Consider the following 13,151-nt stretch of genomic DNA (forward strand, 5'->3'; position numbering starts at 1 on the left):
GCCGCCCCCGCGCCTAAGTCAGACTGACCGGAGACCGGTATACCGGCGAAAGTGGGGCAAGATGCAGACAACTTTGAAAAAAGCGATCAGCTTCGACGGCGTGGGCCTGCATTCGGGCCGCAACGTGCGCATGACCCTGCGCCCGGCCGCCGCGAATTTCGGCATCTGGTTCCGCCGCACCGACGTGTCGGGCCGCAACGCCCTGATCCCCGCCCATTGGGCACAGGTCGAGCAGGGCGAGCTCTGCACCCGTCTGGTCAATGCCGACCGCGTCGACGTCTCGACGGTCGAGCACGTGATGGCCGCCGTTGCCGGCTGCGGCATCCACAACCTGACGATCGATGTCGACGGTCCCGAGCTGCCGATCCTCGACGGCTCGTCCGCGCCTTTCGTCGCCGCCATCCTCGAGACGGGGCTGGAGCGGTTCGACGCGCCGGTCATGGCGCTGCGGATCCTCGAGACGGTCGAGGTGCGCAACGGTCCCGCCTGGGCCCGGCTGGAGCCCAGCGACGATTTCGAGATCGACTTCCACATCGATTTCACCGACGCCGCCATCGGCCGCCAGGACAAGTGCCTGCGCATCGCCAACGGCGCGTTCGTCCGCGAACTGGCCGACAGCCGGACCTTCTGCCGCCAGGCGGACGTGGACGCCATGCGCGCGCGCGGTCTTGCCCTTGGCGGGACTCTGGAAAACGCGGTGGTCGTCGACGGCGCCGACGTGCTCAGCCCCGGCGGCCTGCGCCACAAGGACGAGGCCGTGCGCCACAAGATGCTGGACGCGCTGGGCGACCTGGCGCTGGCCGGCGCGCCGATCCTGGGCCGCTATACCGGCGTGCGCTCGGGCCACGCGATGACCAATGCCCTGCTGCGCACGTTGTTCGCGCGGCCCGGCGCCGCGCGGCTGGTCGAGGCCGATGCCACCCTTGCCGCGCGCCTTCCGGGGGCGGGTGCGGGACCGCGCGACCTGGTTCGGCTGGCCGCGTAAGCCACAGCCCGGAGCGGGGGCCGTGCTTACCCGTTTTGCACCGGATTTTTCTGTGCTAGACCATCGCCCAAAGGGCGCGTTCCGACCGCGCATCCGGGGGCAGGGGCTGCACGACGCATGATGGCGATCACTCGATATCTTGGCTTGGTGGGGCTTGGCGCGGTTCTTGCGGGCTGCGGCGGCGACGCCTTCACCTCGCGCGATCAACCGCTGGAAAGCTTCTCGGCCGAAGAGATCTACAAGCGGGGCGAATTCGAGCTCGAGGATAACGACCCCGAGGACGCGGCCCTCTTCTTCGGCGAGGTCGAGCGGCTTTATCCCTATTCCGAATGGGCCAAGCGCGCGCTGGTGATGCAGGCCTTCGCCTATCACCGCGATCGCGACTACGAAGAGGCGCGCAATTCCGCGCAGCGCTACCTGGATTTCTACCCGGGCGGTGAGGATGCGGCTTACGCCCAATACCTGCTGGCGCTGAGCTACTACGACCAGATCGACGACGTGGGCCGGGACCAGGGGCTGACCTTCCAGGCGCTCCAGGCCATGCGCGTTGTGATCGAACAGTATCCCGACAGCGAATATGCCCGCTCGGCCATCCTGAAATTCGACCTGGCCTTCGACCACCTGGCCGGCAAGGAAATGGAGATCGGGCGCTACTACCTCAAGCGCGATCATTTCGCCGCCGCCGTGAACCGGTTCCGCGTCGTGGTCGAGGATTTCCAGACCACAACCCACACGCCCGAGGCGTTGCTCCGGCTGGTCGAATCCTACCTGTCGCTGGGCCTGACAGACGAGGCGCAGACGGCGGGCGCGATCCTGGGCTACAACTACCAGTCGACGCCCTGGTACGACGATGCCTATTCCCTTCTGACCGGGCAGGGCCTGTCGCCCGAGCCGCGCGGCGACTCGTGGCTGCGGACGGTCTATCGCCAGGTCGTGCGCGGCGAGTGGCTGTAGTCCACCGCACGCCTCACCTTTCTGGACAGTGACGATGCTGCGCGCCCTGGATATCCGCGACATGCTTCTGATCGACCGGCTGGAACTCGATTTCCAGCCGGGTCTCAACGTGCTGACCGGCGAAACCGGGGCGGGCAAGTCGATCCTGCTGGATTCGCTCGGCTTCGTTCTGGGCTGGCGCGGCCGGGCCGACCTGGTGCGCCAGGGCGCCGAGCGGGGCGAGGTCACGGCGGTCTTCGACCTGGCGAGCGGGCACCCGGGCCGGGCCGTGCTGGACGAGGCCGGGATCGAGATCGAGGACGAGCTGGTCCTGCGCCGCGTGAACGCGCAGGACGGCCGCAAGACCGCCTGGATCAACGACCGCCGCGTGTCGGGCGATGTGCTGCGCCGGCTGAGCGATACGCTGGTCGAGCTGCACGGCCAGCACGACGACCGGGGCCTGCTGGATCCGAAGGGGCACCGCGCCCTTCTGGACGCTTATGCCGACCGGCCCGACCTGCTGGAAACCACCCGCGCGGCGTGGCGGGCCCGCGCGGACATCGCGCGCCAGCTGGCGGCCGCGCGCGAACGGCTGGATGCGCTCCGGGCGGAAGAGGACTTCCTGCGACACGCGGTCGAAGAATTCGACAAGCTGTCGCCCGAGGCGGGCGAGGATGCGACGCTGGATGCGCGCCGTCGCCAGATGCAGGCGGGCCAGCGCATCGGCGACGACATCACGCGTGCGTTGCAGGCCCTTGGCGGTGATGGCGCCGAGGGGCCGATGATCGACGCGCAACGCTGGCTGGAAGCCGCGGCGCCCCAGGCCGACGGCGCGCTGGATGCCCCGCTCGAGTCCCTGGCACGCGCGCTGGATGCCCTGGCCGAGGCCGAGCAGGGCGTCTCCGAAGCGCTGGACACGCTGGAGTTCGACCCGCGCGAGCTGGAGGCCGTGGAGGAGCGGCTGTTCGCGATCCGCGGCCTGGCCCGCAAGCACAACGTCCTGCCCGACGCGCTGCCCGAGCTTGGTGACACCCTGCGCGAGCGTCTGTCCGCCCTGGACGGCGGCGCCGACGACATCACCGATCTCGAGAAAGAACTTGCCGAAGCCGACGCTGCCTACGACGCCGCCGCGACCGCGCTTTCTCAGGCGCGGCAGGCGGCGGCCGCGGCGCTGGACGGCGCCATGGCGGCCGAGCTTGCGCCGCTCAAGATGGAGCGCGCCCAGTTCGAGACGCGGTTCTCCGATGCGACGCCGGGCCCGCTGGGGCGGGACGCCGTGGAATTCACCGTCGCCACCAACCCCGGCGCGCCTGCGGGTCCCCTGGGCAAGATCGCGTCCGGGGGCGAGCTGTCGCGCTTTCTGCTGGCGCTGAAGGTCTGCCTGACCGGCACCGACAGCGGCCTGACCCTGATATTCGACGAGATCGACCGCGGCGTGGGCGGTGCGACCGCCGACGCGGTGGGGCGCCGATTGGCCGCGCTGGCGTCGGGCGGACAGGTGCTGGTCGTCACCCACTCGCCGCAGGTGGCCGCTCTCGGGCGCCACCACTGGCGCGTGGCCAAGGACGTGGCGGACGGGATCACGACCTCGCGCGTCGTGCCTTTGGATACCGGCGACCGGGTGGACGAAATCGCGCGGATGCTGGCCGGCGACAGCATCACTGAAGCGGCGCGCGACGCCGCGCGCGCCCTTCTGGCGGCCAGCTAGCGGTAGTCGGCGGGGCTGAGGACGCCGTCGCCGGCCACGTGGCTTTCGGCGCCGGGGACGATATCGGTGTTCTGGGCCGCGACGCAAAGCCATTCGCCATCCCGCCGGTGCATCACGAAGGTGATGACCGTGGACCGACGGTCCGCCGCGCTGCCATCCGGCGCGACCTGCCCGGCCAGGTGCAGGCGCGCGTGGATCACGGCCACGTCCCCGAGGTCGCGGTGCTTCACCCGGCCAATCTTCAAAGTCGAGTTCCGGAACATCCCCCGCAGCCCGTAATCGTGGGCCGCCCGGATCGCCTCGCGGTCGTGCCACCAGAGCCCGACCACGTTCACGAAATCCGCATCCGCGGCGAAGAGGGCGGCCAGCGCGCCCGCATCGCGCGCGTTCCACGCGGCGGCAAAGGCACGGGGCATCTCGGACGGGTCCTGCATGGGCAAATCGCCTTTTCCCTTGGGGGCGTATCGCCTAGGAAAGATGCATCACCGGCCCCGCGGGGCAAACCGGGATGTGGGGAAGATGGAGACGGGCCGCGGGCCTCAGAACTGGTCGTTGACACAGACCACGCTCAGCGCCTGCCGTGACGGCTGGCGGGTCTTGCGCAACCGCGGTCCCGGCCAGATCCAGTTCTGGTTCATCGCGCTGGCCGTCGGCGTCGCCTCGGGCTTTGCCGCGCTGTTCTTCCGCAAGGGCATCAACTGGCTGCAGGCAACGCTTTACGGCACCGACGACATCTCGGCGCTGACCAGCTTCGCGCAGGAATTGCCGTGGTACCTGATCGTGGCCTACCCGGTCTGCGGCGGCCTGGTGGTGGGGCTGATCCTCAATCACTTCACCAAGGACGGGCGCGTGCGCTCGGTTGCCGACGTGATTGAGGGGGCCGCGCTTTACGACGGACGGGTCGAGGTAAAGGCGGGACTGGCCAGCGCCGCGTCTTCTCTCATCACGCTGGGGTCGGGCGGGTCGTCGGGCCGGGAAGGGCCGGTGGTGCACCTGGCTGCCGTCATCGCCACCTGGGTCAACAACCTGATCCGGGCCAACGGGATCACCGCGCGCGACCTTCTGGGCTGTGCCGTGGCCGCCGCCGTGTCGGCCAGTTTCAACGCGCCCATCGCGGGGGCGCTTTTCGCGCTCGAGGTCGTGTTGCGGCACTTCGCGGTGCACGCCTTCGCACCCATCGTCATCGCCAGCGCGGCCGGAACGGTCATCAACCGGCTGGAGTTCGGCGACGTGACCGAGTTCAGGCTGATCGAGGACGGGGTGCTGACCTTCTACCAGGAGCTTCCCGCCTTCCTGCTGCTGGGGCTGGTCTGCGGACTGGTCGCCGTCATCCTGATGCACGCGATCTTCTGGACGGACCGGGTCGCCAGCACAGGCCGCGAGAAGCTGGGCCTGCCACGCTGGAGCCGCCCGATGCTGGCCGGTCTGCTGCTGGGCCTGCTGGCCATCGAGTTTCCCGCCATCATCGGCGTGGGCTACGAGACCACGTCGCTGGCGCTGACCGGGCAGTTGCTGCTGCACGAGGTCATGGTGCTGGCCGTGGTGAAGACGGCCGCCGTCGCCATCACCATGGGGGGACGCATGGGGGGCGGCGTCTTCTCGCCCTCGCTCATGCTGGGCGCGCTGACGGGCCTCGGCTTCGGGCTGGTGGCCACCAGCATCTTTCCGGATGTCTCGGGGGCCGAAACGCTCTACGCGCTCGCGGGCATGGGGGCTTTGGCGGCGGCGGTGCTGGGCGCGCCGATCTCGACCACGTTGATCGTGTTCGAGCTGACGGGCGACTGGCAGACCGGGCTGGCGGTGATGGTGGCGGTCAGCACCTCGACCGCGCTGGCGTCACGGCTGGTGGATCGCAGTTTCTTCCTGACCCAGCTGGAGAACCGCAACATCCATCTCAGCAAGGGGCCGCAGGCCTACCTTCTGTCCATGTTCCGGGTGCAGAACGTCATGCGCGGACCCGATCACCCCCACGCGGCCCCGCGCAAGGACATCTGGGACGCGATCGAGGCCGGCGTCCACGTCGAGGGCGACGCCACGCTGGAAGAGGCGATGCCGCTGTTCGAGGAGACCAGCCGCCTGTTCCTGCCGGTGGTGCGGATCGGCGCCAAGGGCGAGCCGCCCGAGGTGCTGGGCGCGCTGTTCCACGTGGATGCCCTGCGCGCCTACAACCGCGCGCTGGCCGCCACGGCGGCCGAGGAACATTCCTGACCTGTCGAAACCTTACAGCTGCTCGACCGTCACGCCCTCGTCCTTGAAGGCGAGGTGCCCGGCGATCGCCTCGGCACCCTCGGTCGGCGTCTCATAGCTCCACGCCGCGTCCTTCAGCGTCATGCTCTTGGTCTGGATGTGGAAATACGTCGCCTCGCCCTTCAGCGGGCAGGTGGTTTTCTTGTCCGAGGGGTCCAGAAACGCCATGGCAAGGTCGCCGCGTGGGAAATAGACGACATCCTCGTAGCCGTCCTCGCGCAAGATCAGCGCGTCGGCGGATTCGCCCAGCACGGCGCCGCCCGCGCGTACGACCCAGGTGCCTTCTGCCGTCTCGATGGTCATGTTGCCGGCCATGCCGCGCCTCCCTGCCTCGTGTTCCTTGGGGCGGACCCTAGCAGATCCCTCGCGTCTGACAACGCCGCCCCGTCGCGCGGATCAGAGGGGGGCCGTCGCCGTCCGGAGCCAATCGGCCACACCGGGCTCGACCCGCTGGGCCAAGCGCTCGTAGACGCCGGCGTGGTAGTCATCGATCCAGGCCCGCTCGCCCGGCGACAGGGCATCGGCGTCGATCAGGCGGCGGTCGATGGGCACCCAGGTCAGCGTGTCGAAGTCCAGCATGTCGCGCCCCGGGTCACCGCCGTCGATGGGCGGGGCAGGGCGGACCACGACCAGGTTTTCGATCCGGATGCCCCAGGCGCCCGCACGGTAATAGCCCGGCTCGTTCGACAGGATCATGCCGGGCCGAAGCGGCTCCTCGCTCATCCGGCTCAGACGCTGCGGCCCCTCGTGAACGCTCAGGTAGACGCCGACGCCATGGCCCGTACCGTGGCCGTAATCCTGACCCGCCATCCAGAGAGGCGCACGTGCCAGCGCGTCGAGGTCGCGACCGGCAAGGCCCTGCGGCCAGCGTGCCCGGCTCACGGCGATCATGCCCTTCAGCACCCTGGTGAACGCCGCCACCTGCTCGGCGTCGGGCGGTCCCACGGCCACCGTGCGGGTGATGTCGGTGGTGCCGTCCACGTATTGCCCGCCCGAATCCACCAGCAGCAGGTCGCCCGTCGCGACCGCGCGGTTGCTCTCGGTATTCACGCGGTAATGGGTGATCGACCCGTTCGGCCCGGTGCCGGCGATGGTGTCGAAGCTGATATCGCGCAGCGCGTTGGTGGCGCGCCGGAAGCCTTCCAGCGCGGTGGCCACGTCGATCTCGGTGAGGGTCTCGCCCTGCGTGACCCCGTCGAGCCGCCCCTCCAGCCAGGCGAGGAACGCGCACATTGCCGCGCCATCGCGCAGGTGCGCCTCGGTCGTGGCGGCGATCTCGGCCGCGCTCTTGCAGGCCTTGGGCAGCATGCAGGGATCGGGCGCCCAGTCCACGCGGCTGCCCGCGTTTTCCAGCGCCAGGCCTACGGCGTGCGGCGCGCTGTCCCGGTCCACCCGCACCACGCCGTCGAGCGCGGCCAGCGCGGCGACCAACCCGTCGGGCGGAAGCACGTCGACACCGTCCATCTCCACGTCGCGCAGCTTTTCGTGTGCCATGAACAGCCGGACGGCGCCGCCCGCCGCCTCGACCAGGGCGAAGCCATGGGCGACCGGGATGCGGGGGATGTCGCTGCCGCGGATGTTCAGCAGCCACGCGATCGAGTCGGGCAGGCTCAGCACCGCCCAGTCCTGCCCGGCATCGCGCAGGTCCTTGGCGATGCGCGCGCATTTCTCGGCGCGGGTGGCCCCGGCCAGGTCGTCGGGATAGGCGGAAACCGCCCCCAGAGGCGGGCCGGGCTGGTCGTCCCAGATCGCGTCCACAGGGTTATCCACAGGGCGCAGCGCGATGTTGCGCGGGGCGAGCGCTCTTTCCAGCGCCTCGACCTCGGCGCGGGTGTGCAGCCACGGGTCGAGACCAACGACCGACGACTCGGGCAGGATATCTGCCAGCCAGGGGCCGGGCCGCTCAGCCGGAAAGTCCACGATTTCAAAGTCGTCGGCGCATTGCGCGCGGGCTTGGAGGGTGTAGCGGCCATCGGCGAAGACCGCGGCACGCTCGGCTGTCACGACGCAGATCCCGGCCGAGCCGGTAAAGCCCGTCAGCCATTGCAAACGCGCGTCGCGGTCAGAGACATATTCGCCTTGGTACGCGTCGGCCCGGGGCACAAGGAATGCGTCAAGCCCCTGTTCCGAAATGGTTTTTCGCAGCGCGGCCAATCTCGGCGGCCCCTGCTCGGGCCGCGCCGTGACGGTGAAATCCTGAAACATCCCAGTCCTTTCCGCGCGTCCGGCGCGTCACCCCGCGTGCTTCATGCCCAGCACGCGCGCCCGCTTGCGCGGGTCGCTGTCGAACAAGCCGGCCAGCTGCTCGGTCATGGCGCCGGCCAGCTGCTCGGCATCGGTGATCGTGACCGCGCGGCTGTAGTAGCGGGTCACGTCGTGGCCGATGCCGATGGCGATCAGCTCGACCTGCTTGCGCCGCTCGACCATGGCGATCACGTCGCGCAGGTGTTTTTCGAGATAGTTCGCGGGGTTCACCGACAGCGTGCTGTCATCCACAGGGGCCCCGTCCGAGATCACCATCAGGATCTTGCGCGCCTCGGGCCGCTGCACCAGCCGCTTGTGCGCCCATTCCAGCGCCTCGCCGTCGATGTTTTCCTTCAGCAGGCCTTCTTTCATCATCAGGCCAAGGTTCGTGCGCGCCCGCCGCCACGGCGCGTCCGCGCCCTTGTAGATGATGTGGCGCAGGTCGTTCAGGCGCCCGGGCCGCTGCGGCCGCCCGGCGTTCAGCCATGCCTCGCGCGCCTGACCGCCTTTCCAGGCGCGGGTGGTGAAGCCCAGCACCTCGGTCTTGACGTCGCAGCGTTCCAGTGTCTGCGACAGCACGTCTGCGCAGATCGCGGCGATGCTGATGGGCCGCCCGCGCATGGAGCCCGAGTTGTCCAGCAGGATGGTCACCACCGTGTCGCGGAACTCGGTGTCCTTCTCGACCTTGAAGCTCAGCGGCGTGGTGGGGTTGGCCACGACTCGCGCCAGGCGTCCCGCGTCGAGCGTGCCTTCCTCGAGATCGAACTCCCAGCTGCGGTTCTGCTTGGCCTGAAGCCGTCGCTGCAGCTTGTTGGCCAGACGCCCCACAGCGCCCTTGATGGGCTCGAGCTGCTTGTCGAGATACGCGCGCAGGCGTTCGAGCTCGGCCGGCTCGGCCAGCTCTTCCGCGCGGATGATCTCGTCGTGGGCCTGGTCGAACACCTCGTAGCCGGGATCGGCCTCGGACACGGGCGGCGGGGGCGGCGGCTCGGTCGGGGCGTCGCCCTCGGGCACCTCCTGCTCCTCGCCCGACTCCATGTCGGCCTCGTCGTCCATCGAGATCTCGGCCTGGGCGGCGTCCTGCGTCTGCTCCTGGCTCTGGGCGGCGTCCGCCTCCTGGCTGTCGGCCTCGTCCTCGTCGCCGGTGCTGTCGGGCTCGTCGCCGTCCTGGGGCTCGTCCTCGGGGGTCGCCTCGTCGTCGGTATCCTCGGCGTCCGGGTCATCGCCCAGTTGGTCGCCGTAGCCCAGGTCGTCGATGATCTGGCGTGCCATGCGGGCGAAGGCGGCCTGGTCGGCCAGGTTGCCCTGCAGCCCCTCCAGCGTGGGGCCGGCCTGTCCCTGGAAGAACTCGCGCCACAATCCGGCGGCCTGCTCGGCGCCCTCGGGCAGGTCGCGCCCGGTGGCCATCTGCCGGATCAGGTAGCCGGCCGCGACCGACAGGGGCACCTCCTCGCGCTCGCCCACGTTGTCGTAGCCCTTGCGCGACGCCTCGACCGCGATGCGCGCGTCGATATTGCCCGCGGTGCCGGGCATGGTGCGGGCGCCCACCGCCTCGCAGCGGGCATGCTCCATGGCCTCGTAAAGGTCGCGCGCCATCTGGCCCTGCGGCGCGTAGTGGTTGAAGGTCCCCGCGTCGTGGTGCCGGCGGCGCAGCGCGTAGCCGTCCGCGGTGCCGCGCGCCAGCAGGACCTCGTCGCGGGTCATGCGGCGGCTGATCTGCGGCAGGCGCAGCCCGTCATTGTTCATGCCCGGCGGATCGACCGAGTAGGTCACGCCCATCTCGGGATCGTCGGCCAGGACGCGCGTGGCCTCGGCCAGCGCCTTCTTGAACGGATCGGAGGGATTGTCGGGTGGCTTGCTCATACGCCTTATCTAGAAGGTGCGGGGCAGGGCACCAAGCGTCCGCCCCTTCATCTTTCCAAAAATACCTCGGAGAGCGCGAGAGGCGGCGCCTCTCGCACCGGCCCCGGGGCCGGTTCTCAGCCCAGGCTCAGCGACGCGGCGCTTTCCGGCAACTCCTCGTCGAAGCAGCGCTGGTAGAACTCGGCCACGGTCTCGCGCTCCAGCTCGTCGCACTTGTTGAGGAAGGACAGCCGGAAGGCATAGCCCACGTCGTTGAAGATGTTGGCGTTCTGCGCCCAGGCGATGACCGTCCGGGGCGACATGACCGTGGACAGGTCGCCGTTCATGAACGCGGTGCGGGTCAGGTCCGCCACGGTCACCATCTGCCCGACCGTCCTGCGGCCGTCGTCGGAGTCGTAGCCCGGCAGCTTCGACAGGACGATCTCGACCTCGGCATCGTGGTCCAGGTAGTTCAGCGTCGCCACAAGCGACCAGCGGTCCATCTGGCCCTGGTTGATCTGCTGGGTGCCGTGGTACAGCCCGGTCGTGTCGCCCAGGCCCACCGTGTTGGCGGTGGCGAACAGGCGGAAATAGGGATGCGGCGTCAGGACCTTGTTCTGGTCCAGCAGCGTCAGCTTGCCGTCCACTTCCAGGACGCGCTGGATCACGAACATCACGTCGGCGCGGCCGGCGTCGTACTCGTCGAACACGATGGCGGTGGGGTTGCGCAGGGCCCAGGGCAGGATGCCTTCCTGGAACTCGGTGACCTGCTTGCCGTCGCGCAGCTTGATGGCGTCCTTGCCGATCAGGTCGATCCGGCTGATGTGGCTGTCCAGGTTCACGCGCACGCAGGGCCAGTTCAGCCGCGACGCCACCTGCTCGATATGGGTGGACTTGCCGGTGCCGTGATAGCCCTGGATCATGACGCGGCGGTTGTACTGGAACCCGGCCAGGATGGCCAAGGTCGTGTCGGGGTCGAAGCGGTAGGTGCTGTCGATATCGGGCACCCGGTCCGATGCGTCGTCGAACCCTTGGACCTTCATGTCGCTGTCGATGCCGAAAACCTCGCGGACCGAGATCTCGCGCGTGGGCTTGGCGTCGATGTCAATGCTGCCGTCGGGCATGGGAAATCCTTCTCGTCGGGGGCGTGCGGGGGCCGCGGTCGGCGTTGCGCGCGTGGTGCAACATATCCTGCGCCCGCGCAAGGAAAAGGGGATCGCGGGGATTGGCTCTGGTCACCGCCCCGCGCATTTGTTCAACTCGGTCCCGCAGTGGATGACCGGGTGAGGAACAAGGGCGGATCGTGGCGCGCAGCATTTCAGATGTCGAGGACATGATCCTCTCGGTGGCCGGGGGCGACCGGACGGCATTTTTGTCTCTTTATGACGCGACCAGTGCGAAACTCTTCGGTGTGTGCCTGCGTGTGTTGAATGACCGCGCCGAGGCCGAGGACGTTTTGCAGGAGGTGTTTCTGAAGGTCTGGCGCAACGCCGACCGCTACACGGCCAACGGGCTCAGCCCGATGACGTGGCTGATCACGGTGGCGCGCAACGCCGCCATCGACCGACTGCGCGCCCGAAAGCCGTCGACCGACGACGACAGCGCGCTGGAGCGGATGGCGGCGTCGGGGCCCGGCCCCGAGGCGTCGGCCATCGCGGCGGGCGAGGCGCGGCGGATCGCCGAGTGTCTCGGTGAACTCGATCCCCGGCGCGCCGACGCGGTGCGCGGGGCCTACCTGGACGGCCAGTCCTACAACGACTTGGCCCGGCGCTTCGACGTGCCGCTGAACACGATGAGAACCTGGCTGCGCCGCAGCCTGCAAAGCCTGAGAGAGTGCCTGAGCCGATGAGCCGCGACGACAGCGACAGCCCGGAAAACGACCGCCCCGACGAGGTGCTTGCGGCCGAGTACGTGCTGCACCTGCTGGATCCGGCCGAGCGCAGCGCGGCCGAGACGCGGCTCGGGACCGACGGCGCCTTCCGCGCGCTGGTGGCCGAGTGGTCCGAGCGGCTGGTGCCCATGGCCGAGGAGATCCCGTCCGAGACACCGCCCGCCGGCCTGCGGCAGCGGCTGGCGGCCGAAACGGCGCCCCGCGCGCCGAAGCGCGAGCCGCGGTTCGCGGCCGGGCGGCGGCGCAGTTTCCTCGTGGGCCTGCTGGGCGGTGCGGGCGTTGCCGCCGCCGTCGCGCTGGCCTTCATGGTCGCCACGCCGCTGCTGGGCCCCGAACCGGGGCCGCGCTTCGCCGCCGACGTGACCTCGGAAAGCGAGGACCTGCTGGTGACGGCAAGCTACGACCCGGACGCGGCCGAGCTGACGGTGACCCGCGCCGCGGGGCAGGCGCCCGAGGGGCGGGTGCTGCAACTGTGGCTTCTGACCGAGGACCAGCCGCCCCACGCCGTGGGCGTGCTGCCCGATGACGGCTCGCTTTCGGTGCCGGTGATCCCGTTCTGGGGGCAGCGGATCCCGCAGGGCCGATTTGCCGTCAGCGTCGAGCCGCCCGGCGGGTCGACGGACGAGGTCGGACCCACCGGCGAGATCCTGGCCGTGGCCGAGGTGACGCCGCGCTGACGCCCGATCACGCCTGCGCGAGGGCCCGAGGCAACCGCCGCCGGACCTTATACGTTACACCCGCAGGAGTTTTGCGGGAGAGAGAACACATGCACAGGCGACATTTCCTCAGCGGGGCGGCGGCCATGGCCCTGGTTCCGGTCGCGGGATGCGCGCAATCCGACGGCACCTTCGAGGTGACCCGCTCGGCGGACGAATGGCGCGACCTGCTCACCGCGCGCGAGTACGAGGTCATGCGGGAGGAAGGAACCGAGCGGGCCTATACCTCGCCCCTGAACGAGATCACGGCCGAGGGCGTCTACCACTGCAAGGGCTGCGACCAGGCGCTCTACCGGTCCGAGACGAAGTTCGATTCCGGCACCGGCTGGCCGTCATTCTACCAGGCGATGGACAATGCCGTGGCCACCAAGCCCGACCCCGGCTGGTTAGGCACCCGGACCGAGGTGCATTGCGATCGCTGCGGATCGCACCTTGGCCATATCTTCGACAACGGTCCCCCGCCGACCGGCAAGCGGCACTGCATCAACGGCATTTCCATGGTGTTCCGGCCCGCGGGTGACGGCGCGCCGGTGGTGGGCTGACACAGCCCGGCGCGGGGCGGCCGTGCGCCGCCCCGACCGTATC

12 protein-coding genes are annotated in these 13,151 nt (G+C 69.5%); 7 read left to right on the forward strand and 5 right to left on the reverse strand.

The features are described from left to right. Positions 1 to 61 precede the first annotated feature (61 nt). The 3 genes from lpxC (at position 62) to recN (ending at position 3,626) form a co-directional block, all read left to right on the forward strand. Positions 62 to 985 (forward strand): UDP-3-O-acyl-N-acetylglucosamine deacetylase, encoded by a 924-nt coding sequence (gene lpxC, locus BUB76_RS12070; protein WP_073129044.1) that lies wholly within the window; start codon positions 62 to 64, stop codon positions 983 to 985. 120 nt (positions 986 to 1,105) lie between these two features. Continuing rightward, positions 1,106 to 1,939 carry an outer membrane protein assembly factor BamD gene (locus BUB76_RS12075; RefSeq protein ID WP_373280054.1) on the forward strand — a complete coding sequence of 278 codons (834 nt, stop codon included), beginning with the start codon at positions 1,106 to 1,108 and terminating at the stop codon, positions 1,937 to 1,939. A 34-nt stretch (positions 1,940 to 1,973) separates the two neighbouring features. After that, entirely contained in the window at positions 1,974 to 3,626 is a 1,653-nt protein-coding gene (gene recN, locus BUB76_RS12080; protein ID WP_073129046.1) for a DNA repair protein RecN, read from the forward strand. Here the strand turns inward: recN and BUB76_RS12085 are convergent. Continuing rightward, positions 3,623 to 4,060 (reverse strand): SgcJ/EcaC family oxidoreductase, encoded by a 438-nt coding sequence (locus tag BUB76_RS12085; RefSeq protein ID WP_073129047.1) that lies wholly within the window; start codon positions 4,058 to 4,060, stop codon positions 3,623 to 3,625. The genes recN and BUB76_RS12085 overlap by 4 nt on opposite strands. 85 nt (positions 4,061 to 4,145) lie before the next feature. Between BUB76_RS12085 and BUB76_RS12090 the strand changes: the two genes are divergently transcribed. Then, positions 4,146 to 5,834 carry a chloride channel protein gene (locus BUB76_RS12090; RefSeq protein ID WP_073129116.1) on the forward strand — a complete coding sequence of 563 codons (1,689 nt, stop codon included), beginning with the start codon at positions 4,146 to 4,148 and terminating at the stop codon, positions 5,832 to 5,834. 12 nt (positions 5,835 to 5,846) lie between these two features. Here BUB76_RS12090 and BUB76_RS12095 read toward each other — a convergent pair whose 3' ends face one another. The 4 genes from BUB76_RS12095 to cobS all read right to left on the reverse strand — a co-directional run bounded on the left by BUB76_RS12095 (position 5,847) and on the right by cobS (position 11,083). Next, positions 5,847 to 6,188 carry a DUF427 domain-containing protein gene (locus BUB76_RS12095; protein ID WP_073129048.1) on the reverse strand — a complete coding sequence of 114 codons (342 nt, stop codon included), beginning with the start codon at positions 6,186 to 6,188 and terminating at the stop codon, positions 5,847 to 5,849. Positions 6,189 to 6,269: 81 nt separating this feature from the next. Continuing rightward, entirely contained in the window at positions 6,270 to 8,078 is a 1,809-nt protein-coding gene (locus tag BUB76_RS12100; protein ID WP_073129049.1) for an aminopeptidase P family protein, read from the reverse strand. Positions 8,079 to 8,105: 27 nt separating this feature from the next. Next, the gene (cobT, locus tag BUB76_RS12105; protein WP_073129050.1) at positions 8,106 to 9,980 is read right to left on the reverse strand and encodes a cobaltochelatase subunit CobT; all 1,875 of its coding nucleotides are present in this window, start codon (positions 9,978 to 9,980) and stop codon (positions 8,106 to 8,108) included. A gap of 116 nt (positions 9,981 to 10,096) precedes the next feature. Further along, a complete protein-coding gene (gene cobS / locus BUB76_RS12110) occupies positions 10,097 to 11,083 on the reverse strand; it encodes a cobaltochelatase subunit CobS (protein ID WP_073129051.1) in 987 nt (328 codons plus the stop codon). 209 nt (positions 11,084 to 11,292) lie between these two features. Here cobS and BUB76_RS12115 point away from each other — a divergent pair, with 209 nt between their 5' ends. From BUB76_RS12115 to msrB, 3 genes are all read left to right on the forward strand, one after another. Continuing rightward, on the forward strand, positions 11,293 to 11,808 hold the full coding sequence (locus BUB76_RS12115; protein ID WP_073129052.1) for a sigma-70 family RNA polymerase sigma factor: 516 nt from the start codon (positions 11,293 to 11,295) through the stop codon (positions 11,806 to 11,808). Then, positions 11,805 to 12,527, forward strand: a complete 723-nt coding sequence (locus BUB76_RS12120; RefSeq protein ID WP_073129053.1) for an anti-sigma factor — start codon at positions 11,805 to 11,807, stop codon at positions 12,525 to 12,527. The genes BUB76_RS12115 and BUB76_RS12120 overlap by 4 nt, the downstream gene beginning before the upstream one ends. 89 nt (positions 12,528 to 12,616) lie before the next feature. Then, the gene (gene msrB / locus BUB76_RS12125) at positions 12,617 to 13,108 is read left to right on the forward strand and encodes a peptide-methionine (R)-S-oxide reductase MsrB (RefSeq protein ID WP_073129054.1); all 492 of its coding nucleotides are present in this window, start codon (positions 12,617 to 12,619) and stop codon (positions 13,106 to 13,108) included. Positions 13,109 to 13,151: the final 43 nt, after the last annotated feature.

This window comes from Palleronia salina, assembly GCF_900141995.1.
Classification (GTDB): domain Bacteria; phylum Pseudomonadota; class Alphaproteobacteria; order Rhodobacterales; family Rhodobacteraceae; genus Palleronia; species Palleronia salina.